Origin of the sequence: Streptomyces sp. P6-2-1 (genome assembly GCF_050613165.1) — a bacterium.
Classification (GTDB): domain Bacteria; phylum Actinomycetota; class Actinomycetes; order Streptomycetales; family Streptomycetaceae; genus Streptomyces.
The window spans coordinates 6,320,702-6,336,403 of sequence record NZ_CP192513.1 but is presented as its reverse complement, the minus strand read 5'-3'; the positions used below and the strand labels follow the sequence as shown (position 1 = coordinate 6,336,403).

General features: G+C 74.8%; 14 protein-coding genes and 1 tRNA gene. 5 read left to right on the top strand and 10 right to left on the bottom strand.

Annotation, left to right across the window (positions count from 1 at the left end; genetic code table 11):
- The first annotated feature begins 128 nt into the window (after positions 1-128).
- Positions 129-1,322, top strand: coding sequence for a DUF2510 domain-containing protein (locus ACQYWQ_RS26705; protein WP_431038138.1), 1,194 nt, complete (start codon positions 129-131; stop codon positions 1,320-1,322).
- A 207-nt stretch (positions 1,323-1,529) separates the two neighbouring features.
- On the opposite strand, the gene ACQYWQ_RS26700 is transcribed toward ACQYWQ_RS26705, so the two are convergent.
- Positions 1,530-2,189: a TetR/AcrR family transcriptional regulator gene (locus ACQYWQ_RS26700; protein WP_431038136.1), complete on the bottom strand. Its 660-nt coding sequence runs from the start codon at positions 2,187-2,189 to the stop codon at positions 1,530-1,532.
- Positions 2,190-2,457: 268 nt separating this feature from the next.
- On the opposite strand from ACQYWQ_RS26700, the gene ACQYWQ_RS26695 reads away from it, so the two are divergent.
- The 4 genes from ACQYWQ_RS26695 (at position 2,458) to ACQYWQ_RS26680 (ending at position 6,906) form a co-directional block, all read left to right on the top strand.
- Positions 2,458-3,255, top strand: a complete 798-nt coding sequence (locus ACQYWQ_RS26695) for a phosphatase PAP2 family protein (protein WP_431038135.1) — start codon at positions 2,458-2,460, stop codon at positions 3,253-3,255.
- On the top strand, positions 3,252-4,238 hold the full coding sequence (locus tag ACQYWQ_RS26690; protein WP_431038133.1) for a DMT family transporter: 987 nt from the start codon (positions 3,252-3,254) through the stop codon (positions 4,236-4,238). Before ACQYWQ_RS26695 ends, ACQYWQ_RS26690 begins: the two co-directional genes overlap by 4 nt.
- Before the next feature lie 152 nt (positions 4,239-4,390).
- Complete coding sequence (locus ACQYWQ_RS26685; RefSeq protein WP_431038132.1) at positions 4,391-5,095, top strand: TMEM175 family protein; 705 nt, start codon at positions 4,391-4,393, stop codon at positions 5,093-5,095.
- Positions 5,096-5,274: 179 nt separating this feature from the next.
- Entirely contained in the window at positions 5,275-6,906 is a 1,632-nt protein-coding gene (locus ACQYWQ_RS26680) for an ABC-F family ATP-binding cassette domain-containing protein (RefSeq protein ID WP_431038130.1), read from the top strand.
- Between the two features lie 230 nt (positions 6,907-7,136).
- Here ACQYWQ_RS26680 and ACQYWQ_RS26675 read toward each other — a convergent pair.
- The 9 genes from ACQYWQ_RS26675 to ACQYWQ_RS26635 form a co-directional block, all read right to left on the bottom strand.
- Positions 7,137-7,221, bottom strand: a tRNA-Leu gene (locus ACQYWQ_RS26675).
- Between the two features lie 136 nt (positions 7,222-7,357).
- Positions 7,358-8,440, bottom strand: a complete 1,083-nt coding sequence (locus tag ACQYWQ_RS26670; RefSeq protein ID WP_431038128.1) for a sugar phosphate isomerase/epimerase family protein — start codon at positions 8,438-8,440, stop codon at positions 7,358-7,360.
- A gap of 63 nt (positions 8,441-8,503) precedes the next feature.
- Complete coding sequence (locus ACQYWQ_RS26665) at positions 8,504-9,904, bottom strand: alkaline phosphatase family protein (RefSeq protein WP_431039360.1); 1,401 nt, start codon at positions 9,902-9,904, stop codon at positions 8,504-8,506.
- Between the two features lie 17 nt (positions 9,905-9,921).
- On the bottom strand, positions 9,922-11,091 hold the full coding sequence (gene eboE / locus ACQYWQ_RS26660; RefSeq protein WP_431039359.1) for a metabolite traffic protein EboE: 1,170 nt from the start codon (positions 11,089-11,091) through the stop codon (positions 9,922-9,924).
- 1 nt (position 11,092) lies between these two features.
- On the bottom strand, positions 11,093-11,941 hold the full coding sequence (locus ACQYWQ_RS26655) for a TatD family hydrolase (protein WP_431038127.1): 849 nt from the start codon (positions 11,939-11,941) through the stop codon (positions 11,093-11,095).
- Complete coding sequence (locus tag ACQYWQ_RS26650; RefSeq protein ID WP_431038125.1) at positions 11,941-12,531, bottom strand: EboA domain-containing protein; 591 nt, start codon at positions 12,529-12,531, stop codon at positions 11,941-11,943. Before ACQYWQ_RS26650 ends, ACQYWQ_RS26655 begins: the two co-directional genes overlap by 1 nt.
- The gene (locus tag ACQYWQ_RS26645) at positions 12,528-13,406 is read right to left on the bottom strand and encodes a sugar phosphate isomerase/epimerase family protein (RefSeq protein ID WP_431038123.1); all 879 of its coding nucleotides are present in this window, start codon (positions 13,404-13,406) and stop codon (positions 12,528-12,530) included. Before ACQYWQ_RS26645 ends, ACQYWQ_RS26650 begins: the two co-directional genes overlap by 4 nt.
- Positions 13,403-14,419, bottom strand: a complete 1,017-nt coding sequence (locus ACQYWQ_RS26640; protein WP_431038122.1) for an SCO3242 family prenyltransferase — start codon at positions 14,417-14,419, stop codon at positions 13,403-13,405. The genes ACQYWQ_RS26645 and ACQYWQ_RS26640 overlap by 4 nt, the downstream gene beginning before the upstream one ends.
- Positions 14,416-15,579 carry an inositol-3-phosphate synthase gene (locus ACQYWQ_RS26635; RefSeq protein WP_431038121.1) on the bottom strand — a complete coding sequence of 388 codons (1,164 nt, stop codon included), beginning with the start codon at positions 15,577-15,579 and terminating at the stop codon, positions 14,416-14,418. The genes ACQYWQ_RS26640 and ACQYWQ_RS26635 overlap by 4 nt, the downstream gene beginning before the upstream one ends.
- Between the last annotated feature and the right edge of the window lie 123 nt (positions 15,580-15,702).

The following is a 15,702-nucleotide window of genomic DNA, read 5'->3' as shown; positions in this document are numbered from 1 at the left end:
CGGTCCGCACGGAGGCGAGCCTAACCGCAGGGCCTGGATATGACACGGATTCAGGCGGCCCCGAGCCCGAACGGCTATCATGCCTGCCTCTCATCCGATTTTCAGCACCACGGCCTAGGGTGAGCCGCATGACCCCACAGACTCCTCCCGGCTGGTACCCCGACCCCGGGCACTCGGGCGAGGGCCCACGCGGCGAGCGCTGGTGGGACGGCACGGCCTGGACCGAAAGGACCCGGCAGGCCGCGCCCGCACAGCCCGCGGACACCGCCCCCGCCGCAGGGACACCCGCCGAAGCGCCCCCCGGGGGCCGGGGCGCGCAGGACCAGGACGGCGCGGCGCAGGACGCGGCGGCGGCGCAGAACACGGCGGCCGCGCAGGCCCCGCCCGTCCCGCCGGGCCCGTACGGCACCCAGCCCCCGTACCCCCCGTACGCTCCCTACGGCGCGAGCGGCCCGTACGGCGCGCCGCTGCCGGGAACGCCCGGCCCGTACGGCGGCTACGGCCCGTACGGAACACCGCCCGCGCCGCAGCGCAAGCGCGGGCGCTGGATCGCCGGGATCTCGGTCGGTGTCGTGCTGCTCGCCGTGCTCGGCGTCGGGAGCTACGCGCTCGTCGCGGGCGACGACGGCGACGACGCGAAGAGCCCGGCCGCCTCCGCGCCCCGCGAGCAGCGCGGCGAGACGCCCTCCGCGCCGCCGCGGCAGCGCGGCGAGGGCGGCGGGAGCGGCGGGAGCGAGGAAGGGAACGGCGGAGGCGGCACGGTGCGTTCCGGCACGGTGCCCGACCTCGTCAACGGCCTGCGCATCCCCGTGCCGAAGGGCTGGGAGGGCCAGAGCGTCAGCACGGGCGCCTCCGTCAACGCGGGTTCCTACGCCTGCCCGGTGCCCGACCCGACCGCGGGCGACGAGGACAGCTGCGTCCACGGCGGCGTCCAGTCGGTGCCCGCCGTCGCCCTCGGCATCACCTCGGGGACCGCGGAGCAGGTGGCGAAGGCAGACATCGAGAAGAACGCCGAGGACTCCTACGGCGGCGGCGCGTACGGGGACATCACCTCGCACAGCGTGGACGAGGCGAAGAGCGTGAAGATCGCGGGCAGCGAGGGCTACCTGGTGCGCTGGAAGGTCGTCACGAGCAAGGGCCCGGACGGCTACGCCGAGACCGTCGCCTTCCTCTCCCCCACCACGAAGCAGATGGTCGTCCTGCGCGTCGGGCTCGACATCAGCGACGACGCGCCGAAGCTCTCGGTGCTCGACACACTGCTCACCGGGATCAAGGCGGGCGCGGCCGGCGCTTCGGGCGGCGGCGCGGGCGAGAACGCCTGAGCCGCGGGACCCGGCGCCCTCGCGCACGCCGCGGGACCCGGCGCCTCGCGCGCCCCGCGAAGGCGCGCGAAACGCGAAAGAGGCCCGGTGGCCCTTCCCACCGCTCATGAGGAAGGGGCACCGGGCCCGGGTGCGCCGCCCCCGTCCCCACGGTGCGGCGCGGGCGCGTCGTCGTCCTTCATCCGCCGGTACGACGACCGCCGGTCTCTAGGGGCTCACGCCCGTTCCCCGCTCCCGCGCCTCTTCCGGGGCCTCCAGGCCGAGCACGGGCAGCAGCACGGCGCGCACGAAGCGCTCCATGTACGCCGTGTCCGCGTGCTTGCCGTCGATGAAGTTCCGCATCCGCAGCACCCCGAGAAGCTGGGAGGCGACGTAGGGGCGGGCGGGGTGATCGGCGCGCAGTTCCCCGCGCGCGACCCCCCGGTCGAGCATGGCGCCGATGGCGGCCAGCTCGGGGTCGACGAGCGTCTCGCGCAGGACCTTCTTCAGGTCCGGGTCGTGGAGCGCCGCCTGGGTCAGCGCCTGGACGAGCAGCGTGTCGCCGAAACCGCCGCTCCCCGCCGCGTGGGCCGCGGCGAGCAGGTCGCCCGACAGGCTTCCCGTGTCGATACCGCTGAAGCGCTCCTTGCTCTGGGCGCGCAGCGCGGCGGCGACGAACTGCTGCTTGGTGCGCCACTGCCGGTAGAGCGTGGACTTGCTGCACCGGGTGCGCAGCGCGATGCCCTCCATCGTCAGTGCCTCGTAGCCGCAGCGCCTGATCTGGTCGAGCACGGCCGCGTAGAACTCCTGCTCGCGCTCGGGCGTGAGCTTGGACCGGCGCGAGGTGGCAGGGGTCTCGCCGGTGACTTCGGCGGCTTCGGCGGTCATCGCGCTCTCCTCGTCCTCCGGCTGCGGTCCCTGGCGGTCGTACGGCGCCACAGGCGTGCTGCGGGACGGCGGGAAAATCCGCTCGTCCGGTACGCCAGTGTACCGGTACGCTAGCGTATCGATACTTCATAGTACCGGTACGCTGGTGTACCGATACGAAAGTGTACCGATACGACGTCGTACCGGTACTATGGCGTACCGCTGGGCTCCAGGGGTCACCCCTGCCCCCGCCGCACCACCAAGTCGTCACGTCAAAGGGGCCCCGGGCATGAGTACCGCCCGTTCCAGGTCCGCGACACGGGAGCCGGACACCACTGCCCGACCGCCCCTCGTCCGCGAACTGCTGCTCGTCGTCGGGCTCTTCCTCCTCTACAAGCTGGGGCGGAAGCTCGCGAACGGGCACATTTCGGAGGCATACCGCAACGCGGATCACATATGGGATCTGGAGCGGTACCTCCACCTTCCGCGCGAGACGGACATACAGGCGCTGCTGCTGCACAGCGACAGCGTCGTGCACATCGCGAACACCTATTACGCGACGGTGCACTTCCCGCTCACGCTCGCCTTCCTCGTCTGGCTGTACTGGAAGAAGCCCGCGCACTACGTGTGGTCGCGCCGCGTCCTCGCGGTCGTGACAGGGATCGCGCTCGCCGGGCACCTGCTCTTCCCGCTCGCGCCGCCGCGGATGCTCGCCGCGACCCACCTCATGGACACCGGGCTCGTCTACGGGCCCTCGGTCTACGGCTCGACACCGCAGACCGACTCGGTCTCCAACCAGTTCGCCGCGATGCCCTCGCTCCACTTCGGCTGGGCCCTCATGGTCGCGATCGGCTTCATCGCCGCGGGCCGCCACCGGGCCCGCTGGCTGTGGCTCCTGCACCCCGCGCTCACCCTCCTGGTGATCGTCGGCACCGCGAATCACTACTGGATGGACGTGCTCGTGGCGAGCGCGCTCCTCGGTCTCGCGCTGCTCGTCGTCCCGCGCCCCTCGGCCCACGTCGCCCGTCCCCGCCCCGTTCCCCGCCCGCCCTTGCGACGGCTCCTCCCGCACGGCGCCAGTCGATGACCGCCACCGTGCTCGCGGTCGCGCTCTCGCTGATCTCGGCCGTCGCCTACGCGGCGGCGGCCGTCGCGCAGGAGCGCCTCGCGGCGCGCACAGCGGCGCAGGGCCACGGCGGCGGGCTGCGTCTGCTCGCCAACGGCGCGTGGTGGGCGGCGGTCGGGCTCAACGCGGGCGGCGCGCTGCTCCACGTCGCCGCGCTGCGGTACGGGACCCTCACCCTCGTCCAGCCGCTCGGCGCGCTGACCCTCGTCGCCGCCGTCCCGCTCGGCGCGCACCGCGCGGGACGCCGGGTGGGGCGCCGCGAGTGGCAGGGCACCGTCCTCACCCTCGCGGGCCTCGCCGTCCTCCTGCTCACCGCTTCGGGTCCGGCCCCCGACGACGCGCTCTCGCTCCCCGAGGCGCTTCTCGTCGCGGGCGCGACCTCCACACTCCTCGCCCTCCTCGCCCGCCCCGGCGGCCGTCCGGGACTGCGCCACGCGACGGCCTCGGGCCTCGCGTCCGGCATCGCCTCGGCCCTCACCCAGACCCTCACCGTCTCGGCGGGCGGGCCGCACCTGCCGCTGTGGCAGGCCGGGATCGTCGCGCTCCTCGTCGCCGTCTTCGCCGCCGGGGGACTGCTCCTCGCGCAGACCGCCTACCGCGGCGGGCTCGGCGCCCCGCTCGCCGTCCTCACGCTCGCCAACCCCGTCGCCGCTGCCGTCGTCGGCCTCAGCCTCCTCGGCGAGCACCTGCGCGGCGGCGCCCCTGGGCTCGGCCTCACCCTCGCGGGGGCGCTCGTCGCCGCCTGGGGCGTCGTCCTCCTGAGCCGCGCGTCGGCCCAGCAACCGGGCACATCGACGGTCGTACGCGGCTCCGCCTCCGTACCGCCCCCACCCGAGGCGGCACCCCTGCGTCACACGCCCCCCGTCCCCGCCGCCCGCGAGCCGGGCCCGCCCCGCCCCGCGGACGAGCCGGCCCGCGCCCGCGGAGGCCCGCGCGCGGCGTAGCGACCGCCGCCACGCCCCCGTACCGGCACCAGGGGCACCCCGCTCACCCGCCCGATGGACCCCCCGGCCCCGGCACCCGCCCGCCGCGCCCCGCGCCCGGCATAGTGCGGCCCGGCCCCGGCGCGCGACCGGGCCCGAGGGGAGCCGCCGGCGTGCCGCACGAGCCGACTCACGGACCGCACGGGCCGGGCCCCGGGGCGCGCGCGGAGCCCGACCCGTCGGCACGCTTCAGGCGCAGCGACACCTCGCGCCTCGAAGCGATCAGCGACGGCGTCTTCGCCGTCGCGCTCACCCTCCTCGTCCTGGAGCTGACCGACCCGCCGCACCGCTCCGACGGGCTCGAACACGCCCTGCTGCACCAGTGGCCCGCCTACGTCGGCTACGTCGCCTCGTTCTCGTACGTGGGCGTGATCTGGCTCAACCACCACCAGGCCTTCGCGCGCATCCGCCGCGTGGACCGTGCCCTCTCGGGCTGGAACCTCGCGCTCGTCGGCATCACCTCCGCGCTCGCCTTCCCCACCTCGGTCGTCTCGGAGACGCTCAGCGAGTCCGTGACCGGGCGCGACGCGCGCACCGCCGTGGCCCTGTACGCGCTCGTCGCCGCGCTCATGTGCACGGCGTGGCTCGTCCTCTACCGCTTCCTGCTCGGCCGCCCCGACCTCATGGAGCCGCACGTCGAGCCCGGCTACCTGCGCCACGGTGTGACGCGCTCGGCTGTCGGGGTCGTCGCGTACGTCCTCGCGGGGCTGCTCGGCGTCCTCGTGACGCCGCTCGTGGCGCTCGGCGTCTTCGTCGTCCTGCCGGTCTTCTACTTCCTCACCACCGAGGGCATGACGAAACGGGGGGCGGCGGGCTGAGCGGGGCTTGTTAGGCTGCCCGGACACGTAGCCGTACGGAGGTTGTGGCGTGGCAGCGGGAGACGACGACATCTCCGGATGAGCCCGGAGCACCGGGCCACCGGCGGCGCGAGGTGCGCCGGGCCGGGTGGCCTCTTCGTCCTGCCCCCGCCGTACCGCGACTCCTTGGTGGTTCCCCCGTGTCCTCCCCCGCTCCCGTCCTGCGCGCCCAGGACCTCGTGCACGTGCTCGGCGGCCGTCGTGTCCTCGACGGCGTCTCGCTCACCGTCGCTCCCGGCCGCCGCCTCGGTGTCATCGGCGAGAACGGCGCGGGCAAATCGACCCTGCTCCGTCTCCTCGCCGGCGCGGACCGTCCCGTGTCCGGCACCGTGGAACGCCCCGCCGACCTGGGCTTCCTCCACCAGGAACTGCCGTTCACGGCACGCGAGACGATCACCGACGTCCTCGAAGCCGCGCTGCGCGAGGCCCGCGCCGACCTCGCGACGCTCGACAGGCTCGGCACGGAGCTCGCCACGACGGACGAGGAGAGCACGGCGTACGCGGACCTGCTCGCCGCGTACGAGCGGACCCTCGCCCGCGCGCAGGCCCGCGAGGTGTGGGACGCCGACCGCCGCGCGGCGCTCGCCCTCGACGGTCTCGGCCTCGGCCACCTCGCACCCGCGCGCACGCTCGGTTCCCTCTCCGGCGGCCAGCGCGGCCGTCTCGCCCTCGCCGCGCTCCTCGTGCGCCGCCCCGCCGCGCTGCTCCTGGACGAGCCGACCAACCACCTGGACGACGCGGCGGCGGCCTTCCTGGAGGAACGCCTGCGCGAACTGCCCGGCGCCGTCGTCCTCGCGAGCCACGACCGCGCCTTCATCGACGCGGTCTGCACCGACCTGCTCGACCTCGACCCGGCCGTCGAAGGCCCTGTCAGGCACGGCGGCACGTACACGGAGTACCGCGCGGTGCGCGCGGCGGCGCGGGCCCGTTGGGAGGAGCGGTACGCGGCCGAGCAGGAGGAGGTGGAGCGGCTGCGCGAGCGCGCCGGGGTCTCCGCGCACCGCGTCGCGCCGAACCGCTGGCGCTCCGACAACGAGAAGATGGGTTACGGGCGCCGGGGCAACCGCGTCGAGCACCAGATCTCGCGCCGGGTGCGCGACGCGCACCGCCGCCTCGCCGAGCTGGAGCGCACCCGGGTCCCCGCTCCCCCGTCCCCGCTGCGTTTCAGGGCCGCGCGCGGGCTCGCCCTCGCGAGCGGGGAAGGCGGCCCCGTGCTCGCCCTGCGCGACATCCGTGTCCCCGGCAGGCTCGCGCTCGACCGGCTCGACGTGGCTTCGGACGAGCGCCTGCTCGTCTCGGGCCCGAACGGCGCGGGCAAGTCCACACTCCTCGCGGTCCTCGCCGGTTACCTGGAGCACGAGGGCACGGCGGAGGCCGCCGAAGGGCTCACCGTGGGACTGCTGCCGCAGGACACCGTCTTCGCGGAGGGCGAGCGCACGGCGGCGGAGTTCTGGGCACGCCGCCTGGGCGAGGCGCGCGCGGAACGCGTACCGCTCACCGCGCTCGGCCTCTTCGCCGCGCGCGACCTGGACACGCCGGTCGCACGCCTCTCGGCGGGCCAGCGCCGCCGCCTCGCGCTCGCCCTCCTCGTCGCGAACCCGCCGGGCCTGCTGCTCCTCGACGAGCCGACCAACCACCTCTCCCCCGCGCTGTGCGACGAACTGGAGGAGGCCCTGGCCCCCGGGCCCGGCGCGATCGTCCTCGCGAGCCATGACCGCTGGCTCCGTCGCCGCTGGACGGGCAGGGAACTGCGGCTGACGCCTGCGGAGTGAGGCGGGTACGGAGCCTGGTACGGGGGGCGGGGCCGGGTACGGGGGGCGGGGCCGGGTACGGGGGGCGGGGCCGGGTACGGGGGGGCGGGGCCGGGTACGGGGGGGGCGGGGCCGGGCGGCGCGCGGCTCCGCCCCAACACCGCCCGAGGAGCACGGTGCCGCGCGGCCGAAAACGCTCGCGCACACGGAAGAGGCCCCTCCAGGATCTCCCCTGGAGGGGCCTCGCTCTGTGTCCGAGGGGGGACTTGAACCCCCACGCCCGATAAAGGGCACTAGCACCTCAAGCTAGCGCGTCTGCCATTCCGCCACCCGGACAAGGTGTCTGTCGTTCTTCCGGCGTTTCCCCCGGCGACATGGATAACTCTACCAGGTCTCCGGGGTGCTCCTCACCTCCATAAGGCGTGGTCAGGCGGGGTGGCCGGGGCGGCCGGGCGGTCGCCCCGGCCGCAGGTCAGCGGTGCTTCTTCTCGCGGAGGGAGTGGAGGTGCGCGGAGGACTTCTGGGCGAAGAGGATGGAGTCCACGGGGTTGTCGTGCTCGACCTGCCAGTGGTGCGCGCGGCGGGCGTCGCGGGTGCGGTGGTTCACGGCGGTGAGGAAGCTTCGGTAGTCGATGTCGCCGTCACCGACGTCCGTCATGTCGTAGCCGTCGCTCGCCTGGTCGTTGTGGGTGCCGTCCTTCACGTGGAAGAGCGGGTAGCGGTGGGGCTGCTTGAGGACGTAGTCCAGCGGCTCGAAGGGGGCGGGCTTGCCGTCGGGGGTCTTCGAGAAGCGGAACTGGCCGGTGTACGCCCAGTAGATGTCCATCTCCAGGAAGACGAGGTCGGGGTCGGTCTCGGCGAGCAGCACGTCATAGAGACGCACGTGCGGCTGGTCGGAGGCGAAACGGAACTCGTCCCCGTGATTGTGCTGGTAGAACTTCAGGCCACGCCTGCGGGCGGCGGCGCCGTACGTGTTGAAGTCGGCGGCCGCGCGCTTCCAGGCGTCGACGGTGTCGCCGTAGCGGAAGGGGCCCGAGGCGGTGCCGATGTGGGGCAGGCCGAGGGTCTGCGCGTCGTCGAGCACCTGCTCCAGGTTCTGGGCGAAGGAGTACGCGTCGGGGTTGTTGTCGTCGTAGTAGTTGACGTGGCTGCCGATGCCCTTGAGGCCGTGGTCGCGGGCGAGGCGGGCGAGCTGGGGCAGCGTGAGCGAGCCGGTGCCCTGCGTGTAGCCCGCGTACTCGACCTCGTCGTAGCCGAAGCGCTCCAGCTCGTCGAAGACCTTGGCGAAGCCGAGCGAGGCGACCTTGTCGCGCAGCGAGTAGAGCTGGATGCCGAGCCGGCCCTTGGGCAGGGCGGGGACGCCGCCGTTGCCGTGCCCGCCGTGCCCATGACCGCCGTGCCCGTGACCGTGGCCGTTGCCGCCGCCGTGCGCGGCGGCCTGCCCGGCGCCGAGACCGAGGAGCGCGGCGGCACCGAGACCTGCGCCGACGCCGAGCATTCCTCGTCTGCTGAGGCGGGCGGAGAGTTCCTCGTCGACTGTCTTCTTGCGGCTCATGCGGGGCTCCCTGGGAGGAAGAGGGGGTGGGGTGGTGGTGCGGTGGCGCCGGAGAGGACGGGGTCAGGACCCGTCCAGACCGGCGAGTCGGAGGAGGAGGGGCTTGACGTCGGTCGCCGCGAGGCGCCCGGTGACCGCCGCCGGGTCCGAGCTGAGCAGGACCGGGCCCTCCTCGTCGTTCTCGGGCAGCCGCCCGTGGCTGCCCCGCACGGGCGCGGCGTCGAGCGGGACGACGGCCATGCGGTAGCGCATTCCGAGCTTCTTGCGGGCGAGGGCGCCCGCCGCCTTGAGGCGGACGTAGGGGTCCTCGGGGTCCATGAACAGCTCGACGGGGTCGTAGCCGGGCTTGCGGTGGATCTCGACGAGCTGGGCGAAGTCGGGGGCGCGCGCGTCGTCGAGCCAGTAGTAGTACGTGAACCAGTGGCCGGGCGCGGCGACGGCGACGAGTTCGCCCGCGCGGGCGTGGTCGATGCCGTGCGCCTTCTTGCCCTCGTCGTCGAGGAGTTCGCCGATGCCCTCGACCCCGGCGAGCGCGGCGCGGGTCGCGTCCAGGTCCTCGGGCCTGCGGACGTAGAGGTGGGCGATCTGGTGGTCGGCGACGGCGAAGGCGCGCGAGGCCATCGGGTCGAGGTACTCCATGCCGTCCTGCGTGTGCACCTCCAGGAGCCCGGCCTCGCGCAGGGCGCGGTTGAGGTGCACGGGGCGGTCGGCCTTGGTGATGCCGTACTCGGAGAGGACGACGACGGTCCGGCCCTCGCGGCGGGCGTCCTCGATCAACGGGGCGAGCGCGATGTCGAGTTCGGCGGCTGCCGCGTGCGAGCGGGGGTCGTCGGGGCCGAAGCGCTGGAGGTCGTAGTCGAGGTGGGGTACGTAGGCGAGGGCGAGGTCGGGCTTGCGGGTCGCGAGGAGGTGGCGGGTCGCGCCGATGATCCAGCGCGAGGAGTCGAGGCCGGCACCCGGGCCCCAGAACTGGAAGAGGGGGAACGTGCCCAGTTTCTCGGTCAGTTCGTCGTGGAGGTCCGGGGGCCTGGTGTAGCAGTCGGGTTCCTTGCGGCCGTCGGCGTAGTAGACGGGGCGCGGGGTGACGGTCCAGTCGGTGTCCGCGCCCATCGCGTACCACCAGCAGATGTTGGCGACGGTGTAGCCGGGGTGGGCGCGGCGCGCGGCGTCCCACAGCTTGTCGCCGGCGACGAGTCCGTTGTGCTGGCGCCACAGGAGGACGTCGCCGAGTTCGCGGAAGTACCAGCCGTTGCCGACGATGCCGTGTTCGGCGGGGAGGGTCCCGGTGAGGAAGGTGGACTGGGCCGCGCAGGTGACGGCGGGCAGCACGGTGCCGAGCGGGGCGCGGCTGCCCGATGCGCCGAGGGCGGCGAGGCGGGGCATGTGGGCGAGGAGGCGGGGGGTGAGCCCGACGACGTCGAGGACGAGGAGGGGGACGGGCTTCTTGCCGGTGGGTTCCGTCATACCGGTCGCTTCGCTGGTCACGGCAGCTCCTTGAGGCCCAGTTCGGTGAGCAGATCGCGGGCGAGGACGAGTTCCCGCGCGATGCCGTCCGCGAGCTGGGCGCGGCTGCGCGGGCGCAGGCCCTCGGGCAGGGCCTGCCAGGTGTACGTCTCGACCTCCAGGTGGCGGGTGCGCGGGTGCTCGCCGCCGACGAGGCGGCGCAGGCAGTCGCGCAGGACGTCGAGCGTGGAGGTGAGGGGGGCCGCGGGCGGGGCGTGGAGGGGGACGTGGAAGTGGGCGCGCCACGGCTGTGCGGCGGGGAGCACGTCGCCGCCGAGGGCTTCGGCGAGGTCGTCGGTGCCGCGCAGCCCGGCGGGCGTGAGGGTGCGGGTCTGGTGCAGGAAGCGGGGTTCGGCGAAGGCGCCGAGTGCTTCGCGCACCTCGGGGCGGTCGGGGTGCTCGGCGTGCAGGGCCGCGCTGAGCTGGGTCTTGATGACGGGGACCCCGGCGGCTTCGAGGGCGTCGAGCGCGGTCGCGGGGTCCTCGAAGGAGGTGGCGAGGTGGCACGTGTCGACGCAGATGCCGATGCGGTCGCGGGCGATCTCGGTGAGCGGGGCGATCGCGTCGGCCGTGGTCTCGACGGTGCACCCCGGTTCGGGTTCGAGGCCGACGCGCAGGGAGCGCCCGGTGGTCTCCTCCAGGGCGTCGAGGCGCTGGGCGAGGGTCGTGAGCGCGGTGCGCGCGGCGCGTGCGGCGTCCTCGTCGTAGGCGGTGCGCCAGGCGAGCGGGAGCGTCGAGATGGACCCTTCGGGCATGTCGTCGGGAAGGAGTCCCGCGAGGAGACGGGCGAGGTCCGTGGTGTGTTCGAGGCGCTGCGGGTCCGCCCAGTCCGGCTTGTACACGCGGTACTTGACCTCGTCGGAGCCGAAGCCCCGGTAGGGGAAGCCGTTGAGCGTGACGACTTCCAGGCCGCGCGCTTCGAGGTCGGCGCGCAGTCCCCGCAGGGCGACGGGGTCGGTGATGAGGGACTTGGCCGCGTCGCGCGCGAGCCACAGGCCGATACCGAGCCGGTCGCGGCCGAGGAGGCGGCGGACGGGTTCGCAGTGGTCGCGGAGCTGGGCGCGGACGCCTTCGAGGGTCTCGGCGGGATGGACGTTGGTGCAGTACGAGAGGTGCAGGACGGAGCCGTCCGGGTGGCGGAAGCGCACCTCACTCACCCCCGCGCAGGATGGAGTTGCCCTCGTGGAGCGCGGCCGGGGCCTCGCGGTCGAGATCGAGGCGGCCCGAGAGCCCGTAGAAGGCGACGGGGTTGCGCCACAGGACCTGGTCGACGTCGTCCTCGGTGAACCCGGCGGCGAGCATCGCCTCGCCCGTCGTGCGGGTGAGCAGCGGGTCGCTTCTCCCCCAGTCCGCCGCCGAGTTCACGAGGACCTTGTCCGTCCCGTACTCCTGGAGGATCGCGACCATGCGGTGCGGGTCCATCTTGGTGTCGGGGTAGATGGAGAAGCCGGTCCAGGCGCCCGAGTCCTTGGCCTCCTTGACGGTGGTCTCGTTGAGGTGGTCGAGGAGGACGCGGTCGGGGGCGAGCGGGGACTCGCGGACGACGTCGATCGTGCGGCGCAGTCCGGCGAGCTTGTCGCGGTGCGGGGTGTGGACGAGCGCGGGGAGGCCGAACTCATGGGCGAGCGTGAGCTGGTGGGCGAGGGCGTGGTCCTCGGCGGGGGTCATGGAGTCGTAGCCGGTCTCGCCGACGGCGACGACGTGGTCCTTCAGGAGGTAGCGCGGCAGCGCGTCGAGCACGGGTGCGCACCGCGGGTCCCCGGCCTCCTTGGGGTTGAGGGCGAGGGTGCAGTGGTGCGCGATGCCGTACTGGGCGGCGCGGAAGGGTTCCCAGCCGAGGAGGGCGTCGAAGTAGTCGTAGAAGCTCTCGGGGCTGGTGCGGGGCTGGCCGAGCCAGAAGGCGGGTTCCACGACGGCGCGCACTCCGGCCGCGTGCATCGCCTCGTAGTCGTCGGTGGTGCGCGAGGTCATGTGGATGTGGGGGTCGAAGATGCGCATCAGTTCTCCTCGCCTTGGGGGGCGCCCGCGGTGGGGGCGGCGGCGGTGTGTGCGAGCACCGTGCGCAGGTCCTCGGGCACGGGGCGCCCGGCGGCGGTGCGTTCGGCCGCGAAGTCGCCGAGCATCCGGGCGAGTTCGGTATCGCCACCGGCGCGGGACGACAGGTCGTGCACGGCGGTGACGGGGACGCCGGTGAAGAGGCACTTGAGGACGGCGTGGCGCCAGGCGTGCGCGTCGAGGTGCCGGGCGGCGTAGGGGCCGAGCGCGGCGGCGACGAGGTGCGTGTCATTGGTGCGCAGGGCGTCCTCGACGAGCGCGAGCGCGGAGCCGTCGGGGACGAGGTCGTCGAGGACGGCGAGCACCGCGCGGCGTTCGGCTCCGGTGCCGTGGCGGTAGACGCGGGCGAGCGCCGCGGTGTCCGGGCGGGCCGCGCGCAGGAGCGCGGCGCGGGCCTCGTCGGCGCGGCCGGGGCCGCAGGCCCGCCCGGCCTCGGCGAGCCTGACCTCCCACAGCGGGAGCCCGCCGGGCCCGGTCGCCGTGGGATCGGCGGCCTCGTCGAGTGCGGTGGCGAGCCAGGTGTCGGTGCTCATGCGGGGACACCTCCTTCGGAGGCCGCGGCGGCACGGCGGGCGGCCTCGCGCAGGAACGGCAGGGAGCGCGCGGCGTGGTGGGGTCCGGCGTGGGAGTGGCGGGGCAGTTCGACGACGGTGAGGCCCTGGTAGCCGGTGGCTTCGAGGGCGGCGAGGACGGGCGGGAAGTCGACCTCGCCGTCCCCGAAGGGCAGGTGCTCGTGCACTCCCCTGCGCATGTCCTCGATCTGTACGTGCCTGAGCCAGGGCGCCGCCTCGGTGACGCAGTCGGCGGGCGACTCGGGTTCGAGGCACTGGCAGTGGCCGATGTCGAGCGTGAGGCCGAGCGGCGCCGGGTCGCCGAGGAGTCGGCGCAGGCGGTGGAAGCCCGCGAGATCACCGACGAGGTGCCCGGGCTCGGGCTCGATCGCGAGGGGCACTCCCGCCGCTTCGGCCGCTTCGAGCACGGGCGTGAGCGCCCCGCGCAGCCGCTCCCAGGCCGCGCCCTCGTCCTGCCCATCGGGGAGCACGCCGCTGAAGCAGTGCACGGCGTGCGCGCCGAGGTCGGCTGCCACGCGCACGGCGGTCAGGAGCAGTCCGGTGCGCAGGGCACGGCGGTCCGCGTCCGGGTCGAGGAGCGAGGGGCCGTGCTTGACGCGCGGGTCGAGGACGTAGCGGGCGCCCGTCTCGACGGTGACGGAGAGGTTCAGCTCCCCGAGCAGTCCGCCCACGCGGGAAGTGCGGGCGGGCAGGTCATCGGCGAGCGGGTCGAGGTGCATGTGGTCGAGGGTGAGGCCGACGCCGTCGTAGCCGAGGTCGGCGAGGAGGCGCAGGGCCTCGGGCAGGCGCACGTCGGTGAGGCCGTTGGTGCCGTATCCGAACCTGAGGGCGCTCATGTCGGGCTCACCCGCCTGGAGAGGGCCTTGGCGAGCGGCGCGAGCGCGGCGGTCGCGAGCGCGCCGCCGAGGGACCCGGTACGGGCGGCGAGGGCGCCTTGCAGCGGGATCATCGCGCGGATGCCGCCGCCCACGGCCCGCCCGGTGAGCTGCGGGGACGGGTTGAGCGCCGCGTGCAGGAGCGGGCGCCCCGCGCTCAGCGCGTACCCGGCGGCGAGCGCGGCCGTGAGGATGGTGCCCGGCGGGCCGGGGGCGGCTGCTGCCACCCGGCCCGCCGGGGGTGCGGGGGGTACGGGACCGCGCGCGCCCGTACGCGGGCGGCCCGCCTGGAGCGGCAGGCCCCTCGTACGGCCGCGTGCGCCCCGTACCAGCGCGCCGCCGAGCGCCGTGCTCGCGGCGAGCGCGGCGAGCGGGGCGCGCACGGAGCCGCCGCGCACTTCGTGGCGCGAGACGGCGGTGACGGCGGTGGTGTGCGCGGTGAGGGTGCTCGCGGCGGCGAGGGCGCTGCGGGTACGGGCCCCGGGTTGCGCCGTCGCGCCGAGGAGTACGTCGAGGCCCCGCGCGGCGCCCATCGCGAGGGGGCCCCACGGGGTGTGCTTGAGCCGCAGGTCGTAGGCCCACACGGTGCCGGCCAGGGCGCTCGCGACGAGCAGCGCGGGGCGGCCCGCGCGGGCGGCGAGCGCGAGCCCGGCCGCCGTGAGCGCGCCTGCCGCGAGGAGCGCCGCGCGCGCGGTGATCCGGCCCGAGGGAAGGGGGCGGTGGGGGCGTTCGGCGGCGTCCTCGGCGCGGTCGGCCCAGTCGTTGAGCGCCATCCCCGCCTCGTACAGGCACAGTGAGCAGCCGATGGCGAGCGCGGTGGTGCGGGGCCTGCCCACGCCGCTCGCGGCGGCGCCCGCGACGGCGTCGCCGGGGACGGTGAACAGCGCGGAGACGCGGAGCAGTTCGGCCCAGGCGCCGAGGCGTTGACGGGTGCCGGCCGCGGGCGCGGGGGGCGGGACGAGCGCGGGGGTCACCGGGTCTCCCCCAGTCGTCCCGCGAAGGCGAGGAGTGCCGTGTACTGCTCGCCGAGCGAGGAGGACCCGCCGTCGGGGTCCTTGAAGAAGAAGCCCAGTTCGGGGCGCGGCCCGCTGAGCCCGGCCTCATGGGCGCGGGCGAGGAGCCGGGCGAGGTCGAGGACGAGGGGCGCCGCGAGGGAGGAGTCGACACCCTGCCAGATCGTCTGGAGGATCATGCGGGTGCCGAGGAAGCCGTCGAAGGCGATGTGGTCCCAGGCGGTCTTGAAGTCGCCCATCGCGGGGACGTCGTCGATGTGCACCTCGCCCTCGGGCGCGGTGCCGAGCGTGTCGGCGAGTACCCGTTCCTTGCCCGCGTTCTTGGCGGCCGCGGCCGCCGGGTCGGCGAGGGCGGCGCCGTCGCCGCCGCCGAGGAGGTTGCTCCCCGACCAGGCGCGCACGGCGAGGGCGCGCTGGTGGAACATCGGGGCGAGCACCGAGCGCAGGAGTGTCTGCCCCGTCTTGCCGTCGCGGCCCGCGTACGGGAGGCCGCTCGCCGCCGCGCGGTCGGCGAGCGCGGGGTGGTGGAGCCCGGTCGACGGGGTGAAGTTGACGTAGGGGCAGCCTGCCGCGAGCGCGGCGGCGGCGTAGAGCGAGCTGGTGGGCAGGCGCGCGGCGCCCGGCTCGGGTGCCGCTTCGGTCGAGGCGACGTTGACGACCACGACGCGGGCGAGACCGTGCCTGTCGCGGAAGGCGGTGAGGTCGGCGGCGAAGGCCGCGATCAGTTCCTCGTCGCTTCTCGTGTCGCCGGGTCCTGGGCCGCCCGGCCTGATGTCCGCGTCGGCGGCGGCGAGTTCGGCGACGAGCGCGGTGGGCAGTCCGTGCGGGAGCACCCCGGCGGCGGCGAGTTGCTCGGCGCGCTTGGGCAGCGGGCACGCGGTGGTGTCGTGCCCGCCGAAGACGAGTGAGGAGAGCGGGGGCAGGCCCGCCGCGGCGAAGGCGGGTGTCTCGGTGACCATGCCGGTGGCCGGGTGGAGTCCCGCGGCGACGGCGGCGGCACCGGTGACGGTGGTGGTGGCGACGGAGCCTCTGGCGCCGATGAGCCAGACACCGGTGCGGGTCCCCGCGGAAGACGGAGGGGTGGGGGGCGTGGTGGGGGTGGGGGTCGGTTCGGCGGACATGGGCAGCCTCCTGTCATACGAACCTGCGGGTGCGCCGGGGTGGTGGGGGGAGCGGTGGGCGGGGGTCCGGCGTCCCCCGCCCACCGCCGTTGCGGGGGGCGGGACGTCAGGCCGCGGGGCGGC